The organism is Embleya scabrispora DSM 41855 (genome assembly GCF_000372745.1).
Lineage (GTDB): Bacteria > Actinomycetota > Actinomycetes > Streptomycetales > Streptomycetaceae > Embleya > Embleya scabrispora.
Map to the genome: position 1 here is coordinate 72,411 of NZ_KB889682.1, position 21,702 is coordinate 94,112.

Annotated in this window: 24 protein-coding genes; 8 read left to right on the plus strand and 16 right to left on the minus strand. The window is 70.3% G+C overall.

Annotated features, from left to right (window positions below; translation table 11 throughout):
* Nucleotides 1-12: 12 nt before the first annotated feature.
* The 8 genes from catA to A3IC_RS0130410 all read right to left on the minus strand — a co-directional run bounded on the left by catA (nucleotide 13) and on the right by A3IC_RS0130410 (nucleotide 7,291).
* On the minus strand, nucleotides 13-870 hold the full coding sequence (gene catA / locus A3IC_RS0130375) for a catechol 1,2-dioxygenase (RefSeq protein ID WP_020553848.1): 858 nt from the start codon (nucleotides 868-870) through the stop codon (nucleotides 13-15).
* A 47-nt stretch (nucleotides 871-917) separates the two neighbouring features.
* On the minus strand, nucleotides 918-2,021 hold the full coding sequence (locus A3IC_RS0130380) for a mandelate racemase/muconate lactonizing enzyme family protein (RefSeq protein WP_026218914.1): 1,104 nt from the start codon (nucleotides 2,019-2,021) through the stop codon (nucleotides 918-920).
* Between the two features lie 148 nt (nucleotides 2,022-2,169).
* Nucleotides 2,170-3,126, minus strand: a complete 957-nt coding sequence (locus tag A3IC_RS0130385; protein ID WP_020553850.1) for a PDR/VanB family oxidoreductase — start codon at nucleotides 3,124-3,126, stop codon at nucleotides 2,170-2,172.
* 13 nt (nucleotides 3,127-3,139) lie between these two features.
* Nucleotides 3,140-3,895, minus strand: a complete 756-nt coding sequence (locus A3IC_RS0130390) for an SDR family NAD(P)-dependent oxidoreductase (protein ID WP_020553851.1) — start codon at nucleotides 3,893-3,895, stop codon at nucleotides 3,140-3,142.
* Nucleotides 3,892-4,413, minus strand: coding sequence for an aromatic-ring-hydroxylating dioxygenase subunit beta (locus A3IC_RS0130395; protein ID WP_052173880.1), 522 nt, complete (start codon nucleotides 4,411-4,413; stop codon nucleotides 3,892-3,894). The genes A3IC_RS0130390 and A3IC_RS0130395 overlap by 4 nt, the downstream gene beginning before the upstream one ends.
* Complete coding sequence (locus A3IC_RS0130400) at nucleotides 4,406-5,683, minus strand: aromatic ring-hydroxylating oxygenase subunit alpha (protein ID WP_020553853.1); 1,278 nt, start codon at nucleotides 5,681-5,683, stop codon at nucleotides 4,406-4,408. The genes A3IC_RS0130395 and A3IC_RS0130400 overlap by 8 nt, the downstream gene beginning before the upstream one ends.
* Nucleotides 5,684-5,702: 19 nt before the next feature.
* Nucleotides 5,703-6,083 carry a hypothetical protein gene (locus A3IC_RS0130405; protein WP_020553854.1) on the minus strand — a complete coding sequence of 127 codons (381 nt, stop codon included), beginning with the start codon at nucleotides 6,081-6,083 and terminating at the stop codon, nucleotides 5,703-5,705.
* Nucleotides 6,084-6,112: 29 nt separating this feature from the next.
* On the minus strand, nucleotides 6,113-7,291 hold the full coding sequence (locus tag A3IC_RS0130410; protein ID WP_020553855.1) for an acyl-CoA dehydrogenase family protein: 1,179 nt from the start codon (nucleotides 7,289-7,291) through the stop codon (nucleotides 6,113-6,115).
* Nucleotides 7,292-7,424: 133 nt separating this feature from the next.
* Between A3IC_RS0130410 and A3IC_RS57385 the strand changes: the two genes are divergently transcribed.
* The 4 genes from A3IC_RS57385 to A3IC_RS0130430 all read left to right on the plus strand — a co-directional run bounded on the left by A3IC_RS57385 (nucleotide 7,425) and on the right by A3IC_RS0130430 (nucleotide 11,373).
* The gene (locus A3IC_RS57385) at nucleotides 7,425-8,954 is read left to right on the plus strand and encodes a PAS domain-containing sensor histidine kinase (protein ID WP_020553856.1); all 1,530 of its coding nucleotides are present in this window, start codon (nucleotides 7,425-7,427) and stop codon (nucleotides 8,952-8,954) included.
* 115 nt (nucleotides 8,955-9,069) lie between these two features.
* Nucleotides 9,070-9,582, plus strand: coding sequence for a flavin reductase (locus A3IC_RS0130420; protein WP_020553857.1), 513 nt, complete (start codon nucleotides 9,070-9,072; stop codon nucleotides 9,580-9,582).
* A gap of 244 nt (nucleotides 9,583-9,826) precedes the next feature.
* The gene (locus A3IC_RS0130425) at nucleotides 9,827-10,093 is read left to right on the plus strand and encodes a hypothetical protein (protein WP_040877408.1); all 267 of its coding nucleotides are present in this window, start codon (nucleotides 9,827-9,829) and stop codon (nucleotides 10,091-10,093) included.
* A complete protein-coding gene (locus A3IC_RS0130430; RefSeq protein ID WP_020553859.1) occupies nucleotides 10,090-11,373 on the plus strand; it encodes an amidase in 1,284 nt (427 codons plus the stop codon). Before A3IC_RS0130425 ends, A3IC_RS0130430 begins: the two co-directional genes overlap by 4 nt.
* Here A3IC_RS0130430 and A3IC_RS0130435 read toward each other — a convergent pair.
* The 4 genes from A3IC_RS0130435 to A3IC_RS0130450 form a co-directional block, all read right to left on the minus strand.
* Nucleotides 11,363-11,992: a response regulator transcription factor gene (locus A3IC_RS0130435; RefSeq protein WP_020553860.1), complete on the minus strand. Its 630-nt coding sequence runs from the start codon at nucleotides 11,990-11,992 to the stop codon at nucleotides 11,363-11,365. The genes A3IC_RS0130430 and A3IC_RS0130435 overlap by 11 nt on opposite strands.
* Before the next feature lie 40 nt (nucleotides 11,993-12,032).
* Complete coding sequence (locus A3IC_RS0130440) at nucleotides 12,033-12,590, minus strand: nuclear transport factor 2 family protein (RefSeq protein WP_020553861.1); 558 nt, start codon at nucleotides 12,588-12,590, stop codon at nucleotides 12,033-12,035.
* 295 nt (nucleotides 12,591-12,885) lie between these two features.
* Nucleotides 12,886-13,662, minus strand: a complete 777-nt coding sequence (locus A3IC_RS0130445) for an SDR family NAD(P)-dependent oxidoreductase (protein WP_020553863.1) — start codon at nucleotides 13,660-13,662, stop codon at nucleotides 12,886-12,888.
* On the minus strand, nucleotides 13,659-14,261 hold the full coding sequence (locus tag A3IC_RS0130450) for a hypothetical protein (protein WP_026218916.1): 603 nt from the start codon (nucleotides 14,259-14,261) through the stop codon (nucleotides 13,659-13,661). The genes A3IC_RS0130445 and A3IC_RS0130450 overlap by 4 nt, the downstream gene beginning before the upstream one ends.
* Nucleotides 14,262-14,425: 164 nt before the next feature.
* Between A3IC_RS0130450 and A3IC_RS57390 the strand changes: the two genes are divergently transcribed.
* The 3 genes from A3IC_RS57390 (at nucleotide 14,426) to A3IC_RS0130465 (ending at nucleotide 17,075) form a co-directional block, all read left to right on the plus strand.
* Entirely contained in the window at nucleotides 14,426-15,334 is a 909-nt protein-coding gene (locus A3IC_RS57390) for a LysR family transcriptional regulator (RefSeq protein ID WP_020553865.1), read from the plus strand.
* Between the two features lie 179 nt (nucleotides 15,335-15,513).
* Complete coding sequence (pcaD, locus tag A3IC_RS0130460; protein WP_020553866.1) at nucleotides 15,514-16,284, plus strand: 3-oxoadipate enol-lactonase; 771 nt, start codon at nucleotides 15,514-15,516, stop codon at nucleotides 16,282-16,284.
* Nucleotides 16,284-17,075, plus strand: coding sequence for an IclR family transcriptional regulator domain-containing protein (locus tag A3IC_RS0130465; RefSeq protein ID WP_020553867.1), 792 nt, complete (start codon nucleotides 16,284-16,286; stop codon nucleotides 17,073-17,075). Before pcaD ends, A3IC_RS0130465 begins: the two co-directional genes overlap by 1 nt.
* Nucleotides 17,076-17,470: 395 nt before the next feature.
* Here A3IC_RS0130465 and A3IC_RS0130470 read toward each other — a convergent pair whose 3' ends face one another.
* Genes A3IC_RS0130470 through A3IC_RS0130480 form a run of 3 tightly spaced genes read right to left on the minus strand, consistent with a single transcriptional unit; the run spans nucleotide 17,471 to nucleotide 20,021 of the window.
* Entirely contained in the window at nucleotides 17,471-18,088 is a 618-nt protein-coding gene (locus tag A3IC_RS0130470) for a 3-oxoacid CoA-transferase subunit B (protein WP_040877409.1), read from the minus strand.
* A gap of 59 nt (nucleotides 18,089-18,147) precedes the next feature.
* Nucleotides 18,148-18,816, minus strand: a complete 669-nt coding sequence (locus A3IC_RS0130475) for a 3-oxoacid CoA-transferase subunit A (protein ID WP_020553869.1) — start codon at nucleotides 18,814-18,816, stop codon at nucleotides 18,148-18,150.
* Nucleotides 18,813-20,021 carry a thiolase family protein gene (locus tag A3IC_RS0130480; RefSeq protein WP_086018497.1) on the minus strand — a complete coding sequence of 403 codons (1,209 nt, stop codon included), beginning with the start codon at nucleotides 20,019-20,021 and terminating at the stop codon, nucleotides 18,813-18,815. The genes A3IC_RS0130475 and A3IC_RS0130480 overlap by 4 nt, the downstream gene beginning before the upstream one ends.
* An 84-nt stretch (nucleotides 20,022-20,105) precedes the next feature.
* Between A3IC_RS0130480 and A3IC_RS0130485 the strand changes: the two genes are divergently transcribed.
* Nucleotides 20,106-20,990, plus strand: coding sequence for a LysR family transcriptional regulator (locus tag A3IC_RS0130485; protein ID WP_020553871.1), 885 nt, complete (start codon nucleotides 20,106-20,108; stop codon nucleotides 20,988-20,990).
* A gap of 540 nt (nucleotides 20,991-21,530) precedes the next feature.
* Here the strand turns inward: A3IC_RS0130485 and A3IC_RS72670 are convergent.
* Nucleotides 21,531-21,653, minus strand: coding sequence for a hypothetical protein (locus A3IC_RS72670; RefSeq protein WP_020553872.1), 123 nt, complete (start codon nucleotides 21,651-21,653; stop codon nucleotides 21,531-21,533).
* Nucleotides 21,654-21,702: the final 49 nt, after the last annotated feature.

Here is a 21,702-nt window from a genome sequence, read left to right on the forward strand (position 1 = left end):
GCGACTCCAGGGTCAGGCTCGGACGGGGTCGAGGGCGAAGTCGTACGCGACGCCTTCACCCGCGCCGCCGGTCGTGGGCCTCGGTTCGAGGACGAGTTCGGGTTTGACCGCCGAGGCGATGTCGTCGTCGTTGTGGGCGTCTCCGGAGAAGTAGAGCTGGGCGGTGAGCAGTTCGTGCCCGGGGGCGGAGACCTTCACGTGCAGGTGCGCGGGCCGCCAGGAGTGCCAGCCGGCTGCGGCGATCAGTCGGCCGCAGGCGCCGTCGGTGGGGATCCGGTAGGGGGCGGGGCGCACGGTGTGGATCTCGAAGCGGCCTTCGTCGTCGGCGGTGAAGGTGGCGCGCAGGTTCCATTCGGGGATGCCCGGCGCGAACTGGGAGTACAGGCCGTTCGCGTCGGCGTGCCAAAGCTCGATTCTCGCCCCGGCCAGTGCCCGGCCGTCGGTGGAGGTGACCTGCCCGGTCCACACCAGTGGGGTACCGGGTTCGCCGGACCGGGTGGGGACCGAGCCGCGCGGGCCCCGGTCGGGAGCGTTGGGCACGTAGTACGGGCCCTCGATGGTGCCCTTGTTGCCCTTGCGGTGTTCGGTGGCGACGTCCTCGACGACATGCTCGACCCAGACGTCCAGGAACAGCGGCCATTCGCCGGTCTCGCCGACGTCGATCATCCACGCCTTGAGGGCGTTGTACTCGGCGTAGGTGACCGTGTGGCGCCGGATGATGGCGTGCACCGCCGCGAGCACTTCGCGGGCGAGCACATCGACACGCTCGGGGGGCGTATCGGCACCGGGTCCGGCCTTGTCGGTCTTGAATCGGTCGGTCGCGTCGGCGCCGGACCCAGCGGCGGTCGGAGCCTTGGGATCGGTGGTCATGGGATTCTCCTGGATTCCGTGGCTTTCGTGGGGCTCTGTCGTTTCGTTCAGTGGTCTTGGCGGTAGTGGTCGAGTTTGTCCGGATCGATCTCGAAACCGAGCCCGGCGCCGGGACGGATGGCCAGCTGACCGTCGGTGATCTCGAGAGGTTCGGTGAGCAGGTCGTCGCTCATGTCGAGGAAGTTCGACAGCTCGCCGGCGCGTCGCGCGGTCAGGGGGTATGCGGCTCCGAACGCGACAGTGCACAGTGAACCGATCTGCCCGTCGATTTGATTGCCCATCACCACTTCGAGTCCGAGACCTTCGGCGAGGTGGTGAGTACGCTGCGATCGGGTGAATCCGGTGCGCGCGGTCTTGATGTTGACCGCGGTCGCGGAGCCGCCGAGGATCTCCCGCGTGACATCGGCCGGGGTGACGGCGGATTCGTCGGCGATGAACGGCACGTCGAGCCGGGAGACCAGCCATCGTCGGCCGAGGACGTCGTCGGCGGGGCAGAGTTCTTCGGCGAACGACAGCCCGAGGTCGTTCATCTCCGTCATCGCACGGGCGGCTTCGGACGCGGTCCAACCGCGGTTGCCGTCGACGTAGAGATCGACGTCGTCGCCGAGCCCGGTGCGCAGGGCCCGGACGACCGCGGTGTCCAGCGACACGGGCCGGCGGCCGACTTTCACCTTGAACGTGGTGATGCCGTACCGGTCGACCATGCGCTCGGCCTCGGCGACCATCGCCGCGGGCGCGTCGAAACCGAGCATGTGCGACACCCGCATCCGGTCGGTGTAGCCGCCCAGCAGTTCGGTGACCCGGACGTCGAGGCTGCGGCCGAGCGCGTCCCACACGGCCATGTCGATCGCGGCCTTCGCGGCCGGATTGCCGACCGTGCGGGCGAGACGGGCCGAGATCAGCTCACGCTGCAGCAGGTTCAGTCCGACGAGTTGCGGGGCGAAGATCCCGTCGATGACGGCTCGAATCCCGGTTTGGGTCTCGCCGTAGGTGAACGGGCGAGGCGCTGCCTCGGCGACCCCGACTATTCCGTCGTCGGTCCGAACCCGAACCAGCACATGTTCGGCAACGTGTACCTCACCGGAGGCGAACCTCAGCGGCTTGCGGTACGGGATGGCGAACGGAATCGCCTCCACGCCGGTTATTTTCACCAGGTCCTCTCAAAGGGTCGGTAGTGGGAAGGGCCGGTGGTGGGCGGACGGCCTCCCGTCCGACATCCGCGCAACCCGTGGTTCGATTCCCGGCGCGAGGATCGGATTTCGCACGCCGGACGGGCGCCGCGGCGAGCCGAGGGGCCGCTCAATAGAGTTCGATCACCAGCTTGTCCGTCAGCGCGCGGGACACGCAGAGCGCCATCTGATCGCCGGCGGCCTTATCGCTCACCGACAGGCAGGCGTCCCGGTGGTCGGGCGTGCCTTCCAGGACACCCGACACGCACGACCCGCAGATGCCTTCCTCGCAGGACTTGAACACGTCGATGCCGTTCTCGGTCAGCACCGACAGAATCGACCGGTCGGCGGGGACGTCGAAGACCTCCCCGGTGTCGAGTTCGACGATGAACGGCCGATCGGCGCCGGTGTCGATCCCGGCAGCGGTGAAGTGCTCGATGTGGACGTGCGCTTCGCCGACCATGGGTGCGAACACGCCGGCGACCCGGTCCATGAATCCTCGCGGTCCGCACGTGTAGACATGACAGTCGGCGGTCAGGCGGGCGGCGACCCCGGCCAGGACGGCCGGCTGATCGTCGCGGGGGACCCCGAAGTGCAGGTGTACCCGATCACGGAAGTTGATACGTCGTTCGAGCAGCTCGGTGAAGGCCGCGTCGGTTCGGCTGCGGGCGAAGTAGTGGAGTTCGAAGTCCGCCGCGTCCCGGTGCAGTCGGTGGGCCATACCCAGCAGCGGGGTGACCCCGATTCCCCCCGCGACCAGCACGTGCCGGTCGGCATCGGCGGCGAGCGTCAGCAGGTTTCGAGGCGCGCCGACTTGGAGTTCGTCGCCCTCCGCGACCGTGTGCAGCGCCGCCGAGCCGCCCCGTGACTCTGCCTCGCGTTTGACTGCGATGAGCAGTGCCGTGGGGTCGTCGGGTGGGCCGCACAGCGAGTACTGCCGCACGATTCCGGTCGGGCCCGTGACGTCGACGTGCGCACCGGCCTGATAGGGCTCGAACGGGCGACCGTCGTCGCGGACCAGGCGCAACGCCCGGATGTCGGGCGTCTCCTCGACCACCGCGGCGACGCGCACCAGGATGTTCGGCATCGTCGCTCCCTTCTCAGCGCAGGTGGAGCCCGCCGTTGGCGTCCCAGCAGGCCCCGGTGACCGATGCGGCCTCGGGAGCGGCCAGCAGCGCCACCATGCGGGCGATGAAGGCTGGATCGCCGAGTCGACCGACGGGGATGTCCCTGGAGAAGGCCGCGAGACTGTCCACGCCGACGATCGACCGCACTGTGGAGCCATCCAGCGGCCCGGGCGATACGGCGTTGACGGTCACGCCGTGGGGTGCGAGTTCGCGGGCGAAGACCTTGGTCGCGGACAGGACGGCGCCCTTGGAGGAGGCGTAGTGTCCGCCGGTCGCCGTGCCGCCGTTCTGGCCGGCCAGCGAGGCCATGTTGACGATCCGTCCGTAGCCTTGTCCGGCGAAGTGCGCGCCGAAGATCTGGCAGGCGACGAACGTCCCGGTGAAGTTGACCGCCATGACGGTGTCCAGTTCGTCGGGCGTGATCTCCAGCAGCGGCGTTGCCCGGGTTCGGGCGGCATTGTTGACCAGGACGTGCACCGCGCCGAAGTCGCGGACGACGTCGGCCTTCAGCCGTTCCAGGGCCGAGCGTTCGCCGACGTCGACGGTGTAGGCCCGTGCGGACCTGCCGGCGCCGTCGAGGTTCCTCGCGAGCGTGGCCGCCGCGTCGCCGTCGAGATCCGCGATCGCGACGCGGTAGCCCTCGGTGTGCAGGTGCCGCACGATGAACTCGCCCAGTCCGTGGGCACCGCCGGTGACCACGGCGATTCGGGGCGTCGGGTCGGCGCTCACAGCAGGAACCCCGCGGCCGGGACGGCCTCTTCGCTGTCGACGAGCCGAACGACCTTCCGTGTGATCCGGTCGCCTCCGGGGCCCTCGGGAGACAATCGGATCCGATGCAGTACCTCGCCCGCCCAGATGTCGTGGTTGCCACGTTTGTAGGCGATCAGGATCTGTGCGGACCGCAGCACGACCTCCTCGTCGGACGCCGACTGCGGCACGAACCGGGACACGGTTCGCACCGTGCGCGCGGCGTCGACCGCGGCGATGGCGTAGCCCTCGGTCATCCGGGTCACGCGCATACGCCGCATGCGCGCGTCGTCGTAGACCATGTTCAGCGTGTCGGCGAAGTCGTCGCCGGTCGGATCGACCGGAATCACGTAGAGGCCGTCGTCGGTGAACAGCTCGTTCCACGTCACGTAGTCCTTGCGGTCGAGCAACTCGGCCTCACGCCAGACCAGTTCGACGGCGCGGGTCACGCGCGGGTCGGTCATCGGGATGGGGGCGGGCGCGTCGGTGCGCTCAGGCATCGCTCATCATCTCCTTCCACTTGGCGTAGGCGGCGCGCATGCCCGTCTCGTCGGTGACGTGCGAGGTGGGTCGGCCGTCGGGCCCCGTGGTCTCCCGGGCCAGTCCGCGGTTGATCAGGATCGGCATCTCGGGGGCGCCCCGGGCGCCGCGCTGGACACGGTCCCAGCCTTCGGCGTCGTCGGGGGTGCCGAAACCGAAGGGCCCCTGGAAGTGCTCGTGGATGCGCAGCCGTTCCCGGTTGACCGCCTCGACCCCGGGCGGACCGTCGACGCCGATGGCGATGTGCTCGATCCACGTTTCGTCGACCGAGATCGGGCGCAGCACCCGGAAGAACGCCGCCGACATCGAGACGTTGGGGAAGAGGTTGAGGTTGAACCCGGTGCCGTGCATGGCGCGGATCAGCCTGCGTACCCGTGTGGGGTCGAGTGTCCGCGACAACTCCCGGACGAGGGGGTCGAATCGGCTCTGCAAGGGCTCGGTTCCGTCGTCCGCGTCGAGGTCGGAGTGCTCGGGCACCATCTGCATGACGCTGTGGCCGTTGCCGAGCGCGTGGGTGACCGCCGCGGGGTCGGTCATGAACGACATCATGTCGGCGGTCTCGGGGTCGACCGAGGCCATCCAGGAGCGGTGCACGATGGGGAAGTGGTAGCCGTCGGTGGTGTTCTCGAGCTGGATCTTCCAGTTGCCGCGGAACTTGAACCGGTGCCTGCCGAGTACCTTGATCGGGTAGCCGCCGCCCTGCTTCATGAAGCGGTCGATCCACAGCCTGGCGTCGCCGAGGAAGTCCTCGAGGGGTTCGACGTCGTCGTCGAACGTCGCGAAGACCATGCCGCCGTAGGACTCGGTGCGCAGTTTCCGCAGGGAGAGGTCGCCCTTGTCGACGACCCCTTCGTAGCCGTCGGGGTAGGGGATGCCGCGCAGCGTGCCGTCTAGGCCGTAGGACCAGGCGTGGTAAGGACAGGTGAATCCGTTGGCCAGGCCCTGCGGCTTCTCGCAGACGCTCGCCCCGCGGTGGCGGCAGCGGTTGAGGAGGGTGTGCAGCGCGCCTCTGCGGTCGCGCGTGACGATCACCGGTTGCCGGCCGACATGGGTGGACTTGAAACTGCCCGCAGCGGGCAGTTCGCTTTCGTGGGCGACCCATACCCAGGTGCGCTCGAAGATCATGGCGATCTCCTGCTCGAAGATGCCCGGGTCGGTGTAGAGGCGGCCGGCGACGTGGTCCTCGGCGACGAGGTCGGCCGGGCTGCGGTCGTGGAAGGTGTCGGTCATCGGACTCTCCGGGTGCGGATCAGTCGGGCAGGACGACGTCGTCGCGGACGGTCAGGGCTCGGCCGATGCGAGCCTCGACCTTGGCGAAGCGCCATAGCTTGAGGTCGCCGTCGCCGACCGGGGTGGTGCGAAAGAGGTCGCAGGCCGCCTCGACGGTGTCCCGGTTGTCGGCGTCGGCGAGGATGTAGCAGGTCCAGGGCCACCCGTCGGAGGGGCCGACCATGTGTGAGTCGTCGTCGATGTCGCCGATGAACGTGATGCCCGGCAGGGCCTTGAGCCGGTCCGTCATCGACACGAACGCCTTCCAGACGTCGCCGGCCGTGAGGCCGTCCCGGGGGAGGTCGAAGAAGCTCCGGTTGATGCCGATGCAAAAGAGCACGCGAAGTGGCCGCGTTGCCATGGGATCTCCTTGTGGTGGCGGTCGTCGGTTCAGCGAAAGCCGGGCGTCGTGGCCGGCAGTCCCATCAGGACCGCGCCGGCGGCGTCGAACATGGCCGGGCCGAGGAAGGCGTGCTGTTTCGGCACCAGAGCGTCGCCTTGCAGTGCTCGCAGGGGGTGTGCGGTGTGGATCGGCGCTGTTCCGGAGATCTCCACCAGGCGATCGACGACTTGGGAAGCGGTCCTCGCCAAGTGCGCCGACGCGAGCCGCAGGTGGGCGTTGTGCTCGTGGGTGGCCTCGTCACCGGCCAGCACCGTCGCCCAGACCTCGTCGCTGATCTCGTAGAACCAGGCCCTCGCCGACCGCAACGCGGCTTCGGCCTCGGCGACTCCGGTCCGGTAGTAGGCGCGGTCGGCCGACTTCGGAGCGCCGGTGACACCCGCGTAGCCGGCGCCGACGCGCTCCGCGTGGTCCAGCGCGGCCCTGGCGACCCCGGCGCCCACGACGGCGAGGACCTGTGCCGCGTAGGCGATCGTCGGATAGCGGTAGAGCGGTTCGTCCACGGTCGGCTGTCCGCCCCGGACGAACGTCCATTCCCGTGGGACCTCGACGTCGCGGACGACCAGGTCGAACGAGCCCGTGCCGCGCATGCCGACGACGTCCCACTCGCGGACGATCTCGACCTGGTCGGGGTGCAACAGAGCGGTGCGCGGCTTCCCGCCGGTCGACGCATCGCCGGGGATGCCCACGCCCAGGATGTCGGCGCCCACGCAGCCGCTGGCGAACTTCCACCGTCCGTCGACGCGAAAGCCCCGCTCGGTCGGAGGGGCGGGCTGAACCGGGAACAGTCCGCCGGCGAACACGAGATCCGGGCCGTCCCGGTAGAGTTCGGCCTGCGTCTCCAGTGGGAGGGCGGCGAGGTAGATCAACGCCGAGCCGAAGCTCGCCACCCAGCCTGTGGAGCCGTCGACGACCGAGATCTGCTCGATCCGGTCGAGGAATTCGGCGGGTGGCAGAGGCTCGCCGCCGAACCTCGCGGGTGTGGCGGACCGGTAGATGCCGACCTGCTTGAGCCGGGCGATGAAATCCGTCGGAACGTGGCGCTGCTGTTGGAACCGGGCTCGGCGCTCGGCGAGCTCGTCGAGAACGCTCTCGAAGGTGACGGCGCCACGCCCGGAGCCGGTTATCGCCGCCGCGACCTCGGGGCGGTTCTCGTCGGTGTGCACCATCTCTGCTCCTTGTCGGGCCGGGTGTTCCCAGACGCTACGAAACGTGCCCGGGTGGGCGGAATCGGTATTGCCTATGCGGACGTAAGGGATTTCTTCAGCGTGGGGTCGCGGCGCGGCCACCTATGCTGGCGAGATGGAGGCCGACCCTCGTGCGCCGGAGCTGACGACGCAAGATTTCGTGGCGATGATGAACGCCACCCGGATGTGCGTGCTCGTCCACGACGGCGCGACGAAGGACATCCTGTGGGCCAACCCGGCGGCGTGCGACATGCTCGGGTGGGACGTCACCGAGCTGCGGCCGCTCAAGGCCGACGACATGAGCAGTTCCGCGTGGCAGTACGACCGGGTCGTCGGACGCGCCTGGCTCCAGGAGGCGGTGGAGAAGGGTGTCGGCCGCGTCGAATGGCACTATCGCGCGAAGTCCGGCCGGGTGATTCCGACCGACGCGGTCGCCGTGCGGGTCGAGCTCGCGCAGGGGCCGGCGGTGATGGTGCAGTTCCGCGACATCGAGCGTGAACAGGAGATCGAGCGGCAATTGCGACTGACGACGTCCTGGGTTGCCGCGCTCGCCCACCACACGTCGGCTCTCGTGCTGATGCTCGACTCGTCGGGCACGGTGCGATTCGCGACCGACACCGCCGTCGCGGTGCTCGGCGCGAGCGCCGACGAGGCGCCGGGGCGGTTGACCGACCACGTCGCGTTGCGGATGAACGGCCGAGTGTCCACCTGGGACGACGTGGTGGATCAGGCCCGGCCTGTCACGTCGGTGAGCCTGGAGGTGCCCGCCGGGGACGGCGGTGAACCGGTGTGGCTCGAGGGGAGCCTGGAGCGGTTCGAGGAGGGCGACGGCGACGCGCTGCTGATGCTGCTGCACGACGTCTCCGGGCGTGTGCGCGACGAGGTCCGCCGAGAACGTGAGCTGCACCGGGAGAACTACCTGGCGCGCCACACGGCGATGGGGGACATGGCGATGGCGATCGCCCACGAACTCGGCCAACCGCTCGCCGCGGCAGGCAACTTCCTCGCCGGTGTGCGACCGCGGGCACAGGAGTCGGAGACGGCGACAGGCGACCCGGACGTCGCGGCGGCGCGCCTCGTCCAGGGCATCGACGGCGCCATGCGGCAGATCGAGCGGGCGAGCACCATCGTCGAGTCGGTCCGCGCGTTCGTCGGACATCTCGAACACATCCGGCAGGTCGTCGACCTCAACGCCATCGTCGAGGAATGCCTGTACTTCGTTCGCCTGCGCGCCGCGTCCGCCGGCGTCGACGTGGCCTTCGAGCCGGCCGCGCGGCCCGTGCCGGTCCGCTGCGAACGCGTCCTCACCGGTCAGGTTGTGCTGAACCTGTGCTTCAACGCCATCGACGAGATGGCCCAGTGCCCGCGGTCGCGACGGCGGGTCGTCATCAAAACGGGGATCGAGGCCGCCGCCGGGGTGCTCACCGTCGACGACCGGGGCCGCGGCTTCCCGCGAAATCCGTTCGAGGAGTCGTTCACCACCAAAGAGCACGGCAGCGGGCTCGGTCTGGCGCTGAGTCACCGTGTCATCACCCGGCAGCACGGCCGCATCTGGGCCGAGCGTCGTGCCGAAGGCGGCTCGCGCTTCGGGTTCGCGCTGCCGCTTGCCGACGAAGCCGAACTCGGATCGGGCGACCGGCGTTAGGAATCCTTCAGACGCACCCGGAGAACTGTCGATATCCCGGACACGATCGGCTGCGTAGCGTCGGAACGGCCCCGGTACCGACCGGGTACTCCGTTTTCGCCCGCTAGGAGGAACCGTGTCCGAGCCGACCCGGACGCAGCGCGAATTCCGCGACGCGATGGCCAACCTTTCGGCGGCCGTCAACGTCGTCACCACCGACGGGCCCCGCGGTCTCGCCGGAATGACGGTGAGCGCGGCCTGCTCCGTTACCGACTCGCCGCCGACGGTGCTGGTCTGCATCAATCAGTCCAGCCGATCCCACAGCGTCCTGATCGCCAACGGCCGGATCTGCGTCAACGTTCTCGGCGCCGAACACGAACGCATGGCGATGCACTTCGCCGGGGCGACCCGGATACCCACGGCGCAGCGGTTCACCGAGGACTGCTGGGACCTCGAGTCCGAAGGCGTTCCCGTCCTGCGCGGCGCGCCCGTGTCGGTCGTCGGCCGGATCGTCGCCGAGCAGGCACAAGGATCCCACTCGGTGCTGTTCGTCGAGGTCGAGAAGGTGATCACCCGAGAGGGCAGCGGCGCGTTGATCTACTTCCAACGCCGGTTCCACAGCCTGGCCGCCCAACCGCTACGTGCCTGACCGCCCCTTCGCCGAAAGGAGATTCCCCATGATGTCGTCAAGCCGCCGGGAGCGGCTCGCGGGAGCTTCCCCGCGCTGCGGTGGCAGCTGGTTCGCACAGGCGGGCACGGACGGTCCGGCCGTCGCGGATGAGGGCCCGAAGCACGTTCGGCCGACGTCTGGCGAGGGCCGGGATTGCCTGCTCCTACGAACGACCCGAACATCCCTACGAGGAAAGGTATGGGACCCCGTGGATCGGCCCACCATGACCACAGCCCATCGCTTGACGCTGACCTGCTACAACGACACCCACGGCTACGGCTGGCGACATGTGGACCTGTTCGTCCACGACGCCGAGGGGCGAGAGTTGGACTGGGTGCACTGGCAGGCACCCGGCGACGGCCCGGACGCGGCCGACGCCGTGACCGCACGCGTCGAACCGCTGTTGCGGCGGACATCCGAATGGCGTCACGGGATCGGCGGGAGCGGTGTGGACTACTGGATCGCCGACGCCGTCTGGGCACGGCCATGACGCCGCGGTTCCGGCCCTGGCCCCTGCGCGAACTCGTCGCCGACCTGCGTGCCGGCCGGACCACGCCGGACGAGGCGCTGGCCCGGGCCCGTCGCAGGATCGCCGAGACGGACGCCGAGTTGCGCGCCTGGGTCGCCTGCGACCCCGCGCCCGCCGTGACCGCGACGGCGGGCCCGCTCGGCGGGGTACCGCTCGCGGTGAAGGACATCATCGACGTGGCAGGCCTGCCGACCCGCTGTGGTTCGGCGCTGCGGGTCGACATCGGGCCCGCGGCGTCCGACGCGGCGATCGTGCGCGCGTGGCGCCATGCCGGTGCCGTGCCGATCGGCAAGACCGTGACCACCGAGTTCGCGTTCTTCGCCCCGGGGCCGACCCGCAATCCGGCCGCGCCGGGGCACACCCCGGGAGGCTCGTCCAGCGGGTCGGCCGCCGCGGTGGCCGCCGGTCACGTACCGCTCGCGTTGGGCTCGCAGACGGCCGGATCGGTGACCCGCCCGGCCGCGTTCTGCGGGATCGCCGCGATGGTGATGAGCCGGGGCAGGTTCGCTCTCGACGGCGTCGTGGGACTCAGCCCCGGCTTGGACAGCCACGGCCTGTTCGCCGCGACGGTCTCCGACGTCGCGCTCGCGTGGTCGGCGCTGACCGGTGACCCTGATGCCGGACTGGACGAGCAACGGCCGCCCCGCCTGCTCGTGTGGCGCGCCGAGGCGCACAGCGGTGTCGAGCCGGCGACGCGGGCCACGATGGACGCGGCGACGAGCCGCCTGCGGGCCGCCGGCGCCGTGGTCGACGAGATTGCCGACGAATCGCCGATCTCGGCGCTGACCATCGCCCACCGGGTCGTGATGGCCTACGAGGCGGCGCGGGAGCGAGCGGCGGAACTGGCCGTCGCACACCGACTGAGCGAACCGTTGGGGAGCCTGCTTCGAACCGGCGCGGCGATCCCGCACGAAGACTACGAAGCGGCGCGGCGGGCCGTGGCCCGAGCCGCGGAGCGACTCGCCCTCGTGTCGGCCTCCTACGACGCCGTACTGGGACCGGCAGCACAAGGGTCGGCGCCGGCCGGGTTGGCGTCCACGGGCGACCCCGTGCTCAGCCGGGCCTGGCAGGCGCTCGGTCTGCCGGTGGTCACCGTGCCGGGTCTGCGCGGCGACACCCGCCTGCCACTGGGCGTACAACTCGTCGGCCGGGCACGAGGCGAGGCCGCGCTGCTCGGCATCGGCTGCTGGGTGGAGGGCGTGCTGCGCGGCGGAATCCGACCGTCCGTGCTCACACGTTGACGCGGTGGGTCAGGATGTCGCGGATCAGCGTGCCGAGGCTGTCGGCTCGGGTCTTGGCCTTGATCCGGGCCCGGTGCACGTCGACTGTCTTGACACTGGTGCCCAGCCGGTGGGCGATGACCTGACTCGGCAGTCCGTCGACGACCAGCCGGAGTACCTCGCGTTCGCGCCGGGTCAGGGTCCCCAACCGGGCGCCGACGGTTCGCCGCTCGGCGTGCTCGGCGAACCTGCGGCGCGCCTCGACCAACTGGGCCTGCACGACCTCCACCATGCGCTGCGGCTGGTAGGGCTTCTCCAGAAAGTCGACCGCGCCGGCGGTGAGGGCGCGCACGGACATCGGGATGTCGCCGTGCGCCGAGCAGAACACGACCGGTGCGGGATAGCCGAGTTCGGTCAGTCTCTCCTGCACCCCGAACCCGCCGACACCGGGCATGCGCACGTCGACGATGACCACCGCCGGTTCTCCCGGGTCGAACTCGTCGAGGAACGTGCGCGCGTCGGGGTAGGTCAGCGCCTGGATCCCGACACTTTCCAGGAGAAACACCAGCGACTGCCGCAGGTCCTCGTCGTCGTCGACGACGTGGACGACCGGGTCGGGCCGTGTCTCGGGGAACGTCATCGAATCCACCCCACCACGAATCCTCCGGCCCACGGGCGGGTCACGGCTTCATCAACACCGAGGTCGACGGGTGGTCGATCGCCCAACCCGGTGTCAACGGGGCGACGAAAACGTTCTCGGTGCGGGTACGAGTAATCCGCCACGTGCCGCCGACGCGACGGAAGGCGTTGTTGAGGCGGCTGGAGCGCAGCAGGGACGTGCCGTCGGAGAACACCCACGGCTGCACGTGGATCCACTGCCCGGTCGCCCGGTCGCCGGCCACGTGGATCTGTTCCGACGTCAGGTAGTGCGCGTTCAACACCAGCCTCGGATCCCGCTCGGCGCCCCAGAACCGTTGGAAGTGGGCGCGGATGGCGTCGCTGCCCTCGGCCCGGCCGAACTGGCCGTCGTAGTACTCGCCGACGCCCTCCCACACCGCGTCGGCGGTGTAGAGCTCCATGATCGTGTCGATTCGGCGATTGTCGTCGAGCACGCCGAATTCGGGGCACGGAGTGTCGCAGAGGAACATGTACCGCGCCTGGATCCGGCGGATCTCGGCTTCGGCCTCCAGGACCGCGACGCGGTGGGCCAGGTCGGCGACGGTCTCGTCCAGGGTCATCGGGCTGCCTCGCGAAATGATGTGACGGTCCTGATCTCGGTGTCGGCGCGAACGCCCCGGCGGCCGACGTCGCCGGGCCGCCACCGGTCGGTGTGACTCACCGACCGACGACATCCCCGGCAGGCGCCGAAACCGCGAGGCTCCGCCGCGCCGTGTTCGGGGTCGCCTGCGGCGGCGACCCCGAACACGGCATCCGCGAGCCGACCCACGCGCTCCGGACGGCACACTCACCGTCCTGCCGATGTCGGCCGTCTCACTCGAAGGTTCGCTCCGCCGCTGTGCGGCGAGGGACGGTTCAGGTCATGATCACGCCTCCGTCGACGGAAATGGTCTGGCCGGTGATGTTGGCCGCCTTGTCGGAGAGCAGAAACGCGACCGCCTCGGCGATGTCGGTGGCGGTCTGTGGGCGCTTCATCGGGACCATGCGCTCGACGTGGCTCGCGAAGACCTGCTCCGGGGAGGCGCCGGCAGCCTCCGGGTCGTTCGCGATCATCCACTCGGTCGCGTGCCGCCACATGTCGGTCCAGATCAGGCCGGGCATGACCGCGTTGGCCCGCAGTCCGGTGGGGGCGCCGACCCGGGCCACCGTGTGGGTCAGTTCCAGGACCGCGGCCTTGGACGCGCCGTAGTCGGCGATGCCCTCCCAGCCGAGGCGGGCGCCGATGGAGGCGATGTTGACGATCGCCCCCGGGCGGCCGGCGCGGCGGCGGACGAGTTCCCGGCAGGTCAGAAACGTTCCTCGCGTGTTGACCGCGAAGGTGCGGTCCCACTGTTCCTCGGTCAGCGTGGTGAACTCGGTCATCACCCCGCCGATGCCCGCGACATTGGCCGGCATGTCGACCTCGCCGAGTTGTTCCTCGGCGGCGGCGAACGCTTCCTCCACCGAGGTTTCCCGGGCGACGTCGCAGACCGCGTGCGCGACCTTGGCGCCGCTCGCGGCCAGGTCGGCGGCGGTGTCGGCGACACGGGAGGCGTCGACGTCGGTGAGCAGTACGGCGTGTTCCTGCGCCAGGCGGGCGGCGATGGCGGCGCCGAGGCCGCCCGCGGCACCGGTGACGAGTGCGACGCTCACGGCAGCACCTTTTCGATCTCGGGGGCGAGCAGTTCGGCCGCCCGTGCCGGGGAGATGACGTCGGCCGGATCGACCTTGGTGAACTCCCGGGAGGCGGAGTCCTCGTAGACGTGCTCGCCGATCAGTCGGCAGCGCTCGTCGTAGGGCCAGTAGAACGCGAGCGTGCGCTTGGCGAGGTAGACGTCGCCGGGGTCGTCCCCGGCCCGCATCGAGCCGAACATGGTCGTCTCGCCGAGCATCGCGCCGGGCACGAACTCGAAGAACTCCAGTTCGCCCGAGAATCCGTGGTCATTGACCGCGATATCCTGCCTGCCCACCCACATGACCTGCGCGTTGGCCTCGATCAGGGATCTGTAGAACCCGACGACCTCGGCCATGCCGTCCAGGATCAAGGACTTGCCGCCCTCGTGGATGCGGTAGTGCGGCTGTTCGACGGTCATGCTCGGCGCGAGCAGTTCCTCGTAGCGCCCCGAGACCTCCAGCAGCGCGTGCAGACGATAGTTCTTCAGGATCGCCCGATGCCGCGGATTGTCGGTCTGCGCGATCTGCTTTTCGAGGCCGGCGAACATGTGCCGAAAATCGTGTTCGTAGGGACTCACCCTGGCTCCTCTTCGCGTCGGTTGGAGTGCGCACATCCTCGGCTCGCCGCTCGCGGGCGTCCATGACAACCATGCGTCGATCAGTAAGACGATCGGTTAATCCCACAGGTCAAGGCGCTACAGTCGAGTGAGCTGCGCCACTGCGGGCGGCGTAAGGAGCCGACGTGGACCTCAATCTGCACCTCGTGCGCTACCTCGTCGCGGTCGTCGACGAGGGACACTTCGGCCGCGCGGCGGAGAAGCTCTACATCAGCGCGCCGGCGCTGAGCCAGCAGATCCGCAAACTGGAGCGCACGCTCGGCGTCGAACTCGTCGACCGCTCCGCCCACCCCGTCCGCCCCACCCCCGCCGGCCACCGCTTCCTCGCCGAGGCGCGACACGCCCTGGCCGCGGCCGATCGGGCCGTCGCCGCCGTCGAGGCCCACCGCCGCGAACTCGCCGCCACGCTGAGGCTCGGATTCATGAGCGCCGCCGCCGGCCCGCTCGTCCGACGCATCGTCGACGAGACGCGCCGCGAGGTGCCCGGACTGTCGATCCGGCTCGTGGAGTTGCCCTGGCCGCGGCAGGCCACCGCGGTGCGCGACGGATTCGTGGACGCCGCCGTAATACGCCCCCCGATCGCCGACGCGACCGGCCTGCGCCTCGACGTCGTGCACTACGAGCCGCGGATCGCGGTGCTGCCCGCCACACACCGCCTCGCGGCACGCGCAACGATCGAACTCGCGGACCTCGACGGCGAAACCCACCTCACCGACGACGAAGCCGACCCCGCATGGGTGCGCTGGTGGTCCTGCGACCCCCGCCCCAGCGGTGTGCCCGTCCGCTATGGCCCGTCGGTGCGCACCATGGACGAGATGCTGGAGGCCGTCGCGGCCGGGCAGGCCGTCGTGATCACGGGCAGCTTCGTCGCCGACGGATATCGCCACCCCGAAGTCGCGTTCGTCCCGATCACCGATGTCGAGCCCTGCCCCGTCTCCCTGTGCACGCGAGCCGCCGACACGTCACCGCTCGTCGTGGCACTGCGCACGGCGGCGCGCGTGCTGCACCCCTGGGGCGAACACACCGGGACCTGACGCATTCGCCGGCGATGGGAGCCACCGCCATCGGACCGGGCGCCGTTGACCCCTCGGTCGTCGACGGCATAGTGTTCAGTTGGAGAACATGTGTGCGCTATGCGAACACAGGCGGATGTCAGGGGTGGAGATCCGGCCCGGCGACCCCGCCGCCCCTGTCCCGCGTGCCCGGAGGTGTCATGGCGATCGAGGTGTTCCACGTCGACGAGGGACCGGCCGATGGCCCGGTCGTGGTGCTCAGCGGGTCGATCGGCAGCGACGTCGGGATCTGGGAACGTCAACGGAAACCGTTGCTGGACAAGGGTTTTCGGGTGATCCGGTACGACCTGCGCGGTCACGGCCGCTCCCCGGTCCCGCCCGGCCCGTACACACTGGCCGACCTCGGCGAGGACGCGTCGGCGCTGCTGGACACCCTGAACGTGCCGAGCGCGCACTGGGTCGGCGTGTCGATCGGCGGCATGACCGGGCTCTGGCTGGCCCGCCACCGACCGGACCTTGTCCGCACGCTCGTGGCGGCGTTCACCTCGGCCCGGCCGGGCAATGCCCCGATGTGGAAGGATCGATCGTCGCTGGCCCGACGAGAGGGGCTGTCCGCCATCGCCGACGGCAGCATCACCCGGTGGTGCACACAGCGCTGGCGGACCGAGCATCCCGACGAAGCGGCCCGGCTCCGCGCGATGACGGCGAACACGCCGAACGAGGGATACGCGAGCTGCTGCGAGGCCCTGGGCACCGCGGACCTGGTCGCCGATCTGCCGCGCATCACCGCGCCGGCCCTGGTGATCTCGGGCGGCCGGGACCCGGCGTTCCCGGCCGAGCACGGCAGACTCATCGCGGACGGCGTACCCGGAGCGCGCCTCGAACTGATCGAGGACGCCGCGCACGTGGGCAACTACGAGCGGGCCGACGAGTTCAACCGCCTGATGCTCGACCACATCCGAGAGCGCTGATGGACGAACGCGGCGCCCACTACGTGCAGTCGCTGGAGCGGGGTCTCGCGGTGATCCGCGCGTTCGGCGCGAACACGCCGGAGATGACGCTCAGCGAGGTGGCCAAGTCGACGGGGATGACCAGGGCCACCGCCCGCCGTTTCCTGCTCACCCTGGCCGATCTCGGGTACGTCCGCACCGACGGCAAACAATTCGCGCTGACCGCGCGCGTGCTCGAACTGGGGTACGCGTTCCTGTCCGGGCTGCCCCTGCCCGAACTGGCGCAGCCGCACCTGGAACGGCTGGCCGCGTCGGTGTGCGAGTCGTGCTCGTTGTCGATTCTGGACGGCACCGATGTGGTGTACGTGGCCAGGGTCGCGGTGTCGCGCATCATGACCGTGTCGATCAACGTGGGAACCCGGTTCCCCGCTTACGCCACGTCCATGGGCCACGTCCTGCTTGCCGGGCTGGGGGAGGACGCGGTGACGCGCTACCTGGCCGAGGCGACCCTGGAACGGTTCACCCGGCGCACGATCACGAGTGCGGTGGCGCTGCGGGCCGAGTTGGTGCGTGTCCGGGCCCAGGGCTGGGCGCTGGTCGACCAGGAACTGGAGGAGGGCATCCGCTCGGTCGCGGCTCCGGTGCACGACCGGACCGGGCGGGTCGTGGCGGCGGTGAACGTGTCCAGCCAAGCCGGCCGATCCACCCTCGACGCGATGCGCTCCGACCTGCTGCCCCCGCTGCTGGAGGCGGCGGCAGGAATCGCACGCGATCTCGCGTTCACGCCACGGGCCGAGGGCGGGGCACGATGAAGCCGACGCTCGACCCCGTCCACTGCCTCGACGGCCGAGGATCTCTCCTCGGCAGCGGCCGGTCCCGAATGCTGCCGGAACACGTCAAGGACCAATGCGCCGCCACCCGGGGCGGATTCTCCGACACGTCACCCCGACCCGCGGACCACCGTCCCGACCGGGCCCGTCGATGCCGACGAGACGCACGCCGACGCCGGAGCACGAACGATCCGGGCCGGCCGCGGACCGGCCCGTGGCGGCCATGATCCGCGCGGCCCTCACGTCAAACGACTACACGGTTCCACGAGGTGGGACCCGACGCCGACGACCCGCGCCTTCGTGGATCGGGCGCGGGTCCGGGGCCGAACCCGCATCCAAACCCAAACCCGAACCCGAATCCGGGCCCTTGGCAGGGATCAGGACCCGGCGGCCATCAGCGGCAGTTCCAGGCGCCCCGCGAGTTCGTCGACGCCGATACCGAACGTCTCCCGGACCTCGACGCCGCGCGGGGTGATGTCGAGGACGGCCAAATCGCTGTAGACCCGGTTCACGCATGCCTGCCCGGTCAGCGGATAGGTACACCGGGGCACCAGCTTGGGCGCGCCCCTCTTGGTGAACAGCGTCATCATCACGAAGACCTGCCCGGCTCCGACCGCCAGGTCCATGGCCCCGCCGACGGCGGGGATGGCATCCGACGCACCGGTGTGCCAGTTGGCGAGATCGCCCGTCGCGGAGACCTGGAAGGCTCCCAGGACGCAGATGTCGAGGTGCCCGCCGCGCATCATCGCGAAGGAGTCGGCCTGGTGGAAGTACGCCGCCCCGGGCAGCTCCGTCACCGGGACCTTGCCGGCGTTGGTGAGGTCGGGGTCGATCTCGTCGCCCCGGGCGGCGGGGCCCATGTTGAGCATGCCGTTCTCGGTGTGGAGTACCACGGCGGCGTCGGGCGCCAGGTGGTCGGCGACGAGCGTCGGCCGGCCGATGCCCAGGTTGACGAACGCCCCGCGAGGAATGTCCCGGGCCACCAGGGCGGCCATCGCGTCGCCGTCCAACGGTCGCCGCTCGTGCCGCGCACCGGCTACGGGCTGGTCGGGGTTCACGCGTCCGCCTCCTGCACCACACGGTCGACGTAGATGCCCGGCGTCACCACGGCCTCCGGATCGATGCGGCCGGTGTCGACGACCTCGCGGACCTGCGCGATCACGGTGGTCGCGGCGGTGGCCATGACCGGCCCGAAGTTCCGGGCGGTCTTGCGGTAGACGAGGTTGCCCATGCGGTCCGCCCGGTACGCGCCGATCAGCGCGACGTCGCCCTTGATCGGATACTCCAGGACGTGGGTGCGGCCGTCGATCACGCGCGTCTCCTTGCCCTCGGCGAGCATCGTCCCGGCACCGGTGGGACAGAAGAACGCCCCGATACCCGCCCCGGCGGCCCGCATGCGCTCCGCGAGGGTGCCCTGCGGCACCACTTCCAACTCGATCTCGCCGGCTCGGTACAACCCGTCGAAGACGTAGGAGTCGGCTTGTCGGGGGAAAGAGCAGACCAGCCTGCGCACCCGCCGCTTCGCCAGCAACGCCGCCAAGCCCTTGTCGCCGTTGCCGGCGTTGTTGGACACAACCGTCAGGTCCTCGGCGCCCTGGCGGATGAGCGCGTCGATCAGCCGCACAGGCATGCCTGCCATGCCGAAGCCGCCGACCAGGACCGTGGACCCGTCCCGGATTCCCTCGACCGCCTCGTCGGCGTCGACGTACACCCGCGCCGTCATCGGTTCGCCTCCGCGACGTTCTCCAGGACCATCGCCAGCGCCTGGCCGACCCCGATGCACACCGCGGCGACACCCCAGCGCCCACCGGACTCCCGCAGCCGATGGGCCAGCGTCCCGAGGAGCCTGCCCCCGGAGGCCCCCAGCGGATGGCCGAGCGCGATCGCGCCGCCCTTGGCGTTGACCGTGTCCGGGTCGACGTCCCAGGCGTCCACGCAGGCCAGCGCCTGGACGGCGAACGCCTCGTTGAGTTCGACCGCCGAGACGTCGGACCACGTGATTCCGGCACGCCTCAGGGCTCGGTTCGCCGCCTCCACCGGCGCGAAACCGAACATCCGTGGATCCAGGGCGAACGCCCCCCGCCCCGCGACCCGGGCCAGCGGATCGACGCCGATACGGCCCGCGGCGGCCCGCGAGCCGAGGAGCACGGCCGAGGCGCCGTCGCTCAGCGGCGAGGCGTTGCCCGCCGTGATCACCCCGTCCGGTCGAAACGCCGGCTCGAGCCCGGCGAGCGTGTCGACCGTGGATCCGAGCCTGATGCCCTCGTCCCGCACGAGAACGGCACCCTCGCCGTCGCCCACCGCGACCGACACCACCAGGGCCTCGTAGAAGCCCGCCTCCCAGGCCGCGTCGGCCAGTCGGTGGGAGCGCACGGCGAACTCGTCCTGCCGCTCCCGCGAGATGTGGAAACCTTCGGCGAGCTGCTCGTTGGCCTCGCCCAGGGAGACCGTCCATTCCTTCGGCATGCGCTCGTTGACGAGCCGCCATCCCAGCGTGCTGGACACCGCGGTCACGTCCCCCGCGGGGTACGCCCGTTCCGGCTTGGGCAGTACCCATGGCGCCCGGCTCATCGACTCCACGCCACCGGTCAGCACGACGTCCGCGTCGCCGCTCTCGATCGCGCGGGACCCGATCATCACTGCGTCCAGGGAGGATCCGCACAGTCGGTTGACCGTCGTGGCCGGAACCGAGGTGGGCAGTCCGGCCAGGAGCACGGCCATCCGGCCGACGTTGCGATTGTCCTCGCCGGCGCCGTTGGCGTTCCCCCACACCACATCGTCGATCCCGGCCGGGTCGAACGTCGGCACACGGGCCAGGACGCCGCCGATGGCGAGCGCCGCGAGGTCGTCCGGCCGGATGCAGGCGAGCGCACCGGAGAACCGTCCGAAGGGTGTTCTTGTCGCTGCGTACACATAACTGTCGGTCACCCGGTTCACGGTAGGGGCGCCGATTCATCACGTCCAAGACGGAATTCTTCTCCATTGATAAGGCCCTTTTATATAATCGGGTCCATGGAGCTCCGTCAGGTCCGCTACTTCCTCACGCTCGCGGAAGAGTGTCACTTCGGCCGCGCGGCGGCCCGCCTGCACATCGCCCAACCCGCGCTCTCCCAGCAGATCAAGCAACTGGAACACGAACTGGGCACCCCTCTGTTCGCGCGATCCACCCGGCGCGTCGAACTCACCGAGGCGGGACGGCACCTGACCGGCTACGCGCGCACGCTGGTCGTCGAGGCCGAACGCGCGCGCCTGCACATGGCGGAACTCGCCACCGGGCGCGCGGGCCGGGTCGCCGTCGGCTTCATCGGCACCGCCACCTACGACGTACTGCCCCGCGTCGCCCGCACCGTCCGGGCCCGACTGCCCCACGTCACTCTGGACCTGCGCGGCGAACTGCTCACCCCGCAACTCGTGGACGGCCTGACCGCCGGCACCTACGACCTGGCGGTCCTGCGCCCCGGCGCCGCCACCGAGGGCACGACCCTCACGCCGCTGCGCACCGAACGCCTTGTCGCTGTGTTGCCGGCTCACCATCGGCTGGCCGCCGACCCCGTAATCCCGCTGAGCGCGCTGGCGGGCGAACCCTTCGTCATCCACTCGTCCCGGCCCCGGTCCGCCATGTACGACCGCGTGCTCTCGGCCTGCGACCGCGCCGGCTTCCGCCCACCCTCCCTCGTCGAGGTCGGCGAGACCTCCACCATCGTCGTCCTCGTGGCCGCCGGACACGGAGCGGCCCTCGTCCCGCAGTCGGTGCAGAGCCTGCGCCTCGACGGCGTGACCTACGTAGCGCTCGCCGAGGCGGAAACCGTCGACCTGGTCCTGGGCCACCGCGCACATCGCGACTCACCCGCCATCCGACAGGTCGCCGCGATCATCGAGGAATGCGTGCGCACCTGAACAAGATCTCGCCACACGCGGACGCCCCCCGACGCCCGCCCGGCGGGGGACGGCCCGTGCGACACGCGGCGAGATGAGCATGTCGAACAGGGAGCGGGTCGTGGTGCCGGCCGGCGCGGCCGACTCCAGGCCGCGTTGTCGGCTATCGGGGGGCGCGGTGGGTGTCGCCGCGTCGCCCCAGCGAAAGCATGGCGGCGCTCTCGGCCCGGAGACGCTCCCGCACCCGGTCGTCGAACCGGAACCGCAACCCTCGCGAGGTCCCGGCGAGAGCGCGGCGAAGCGCTCGGCCCCGGCGTTGAGGCCCGGATCGAGAATGGTGGTTCGTGTTTCGTGACCTGGGGTTTCGGTGTGTGGTGTCGGGTGTGTTCGTCGGCGAGGGGTCGTTGACCTGCGGTGTTGCCGGGTTCGAGAAGGTCGGGCAACGCGGTTGTGAATTCCACGTGGCGTGCGGTGTGTTCGGGTGGGGGAGTGGCCCCGATCGTACGCGCGGTCGGGGCGGGTGCGTTGGGCGGTTCGGTTCGGTGCGCGAGTTCGAGCACGTCACCGCGAGGCCCGCGCCCGATCCGCCCGCCGCCGCGCCGACCACCCGTAGTCGACGGCGCCCATCGCCGGGCCCGCCCGTACACCGAGACCGACCATCGCGTAGGCGTGCACGTGGGCCACCGGTCCATCGTCCCGAGGCGCTTCCCACCCACAGGTGACGGCATCGAAG

Coding starts and splice junctions, on each gene's coding strand:
- A3IC_RS0130405 (WP_020553854.1), bottom strand. CDS start 6,083: ATGGCAACGCGGCCACTTCGCGTGCTCTTTTGCATCGGCATCAACCGG.
- pcaD (WP_020553866.1), top strand. CDS start 15,514: ATGGCGATCGAGGTGTTCCACGTCGACGAGGGACCGGCCGATGGCCCG.
- A3IC_RS0130470 (WP_040877409.1), bottom strand. CDS start 18,088: ATGGCCGCCCTGGTGGCCCGGGACATTCCTCGCGGGGCGTTCGTCAAC.
- A3IC_RS0130400 (WP_020553853.1), bottom strand. CDS start 5,683: ATGACCGACACCTTCCACGACCGCAGCCCGGCCGACCTCGTCGCCGAG.
- A3IC_RS0130435 (WP_020553860.1), bottom strand. CDS start 11,992: ATGACGTTCCCCGAGACACGGCCCGACCCGGTCGTCCACGTCGTCGAC.
- A3IC_RS0130395 (WP_052173880.1), bottom strand. CDS start 4,413: ATGCCTGAGCGCACCGACGCGCCCGCCCCCATCCCGATGACCGACCCG.
- A3IC_RS57385 (WP_020553856.1), top strand. CDS start 7,425: ATGGAGGCCGACCCTCGTGCGCCGGAGCTGACGACGCAAGATTTCGTG.
- catA (WP_020553848.1), bottom strand. CDS start 870: ATGACCACCGATCCCAAGGCTCCGACCGCCGCTGGGTCCGGCGCCGAC.
- A3IC_RS0130465 (WP_020553867.1), top strand. CDS start 16,284: ATGGACGAACGCGGCGCCCACTACGTGCAGTCGCTGGAGCGGGGTCTC.
- A3IC_RS0130475 (WP_020553869.1), bottom strand. CDS start 18,816: ATGACGGCGCGGGTGTACGTCGACGCCGACGAGGCGGTCGAGGGAATC.
- A3IC_RS0130485 (WP_020553871.1), top strand. CDS start 20,106: ATGGAGCTCCGTCAGGTCCGCTACTTCCTCACGCTCGCGGAAGAGTGT.
- A3IC_RS0130410 (WP_020553855.1), bottom strand. CDS start 7,291: ATGGTGCACACCGACGAGAACCGCCCCGAGGTCGCGGCGGCGATAACC.
- A3IC_RS0130440 (WP_020553861.1), bottom strand. CDS start 12,590: ATGACCCTGGACGAGACCGTCGCCGACCTGGCCCACCGCGTCGCGGTC.
- A3IC_RS0130430 (WP_020553859.1), top strand. CDS start 10,090: ATGACGCCGCGGTTCCGGCCCTGGCCCCTGCGCGAACTCGTCGCCGAC.
- A3IC_RS0130385 (WP_020553850.1), bottom strand. CDS start 3,126: ATGCCGAACATCCTGGTGCGCGTCGCCGCGGTGGTCGAGGAGACGCCC.
- A3IC_RS0130425 (WP_040877408.1), top strand. CDS start 9,827: ATGACCACAGCCCATCGCTTGACGCTGACCTGCTACAACGACACCCAC.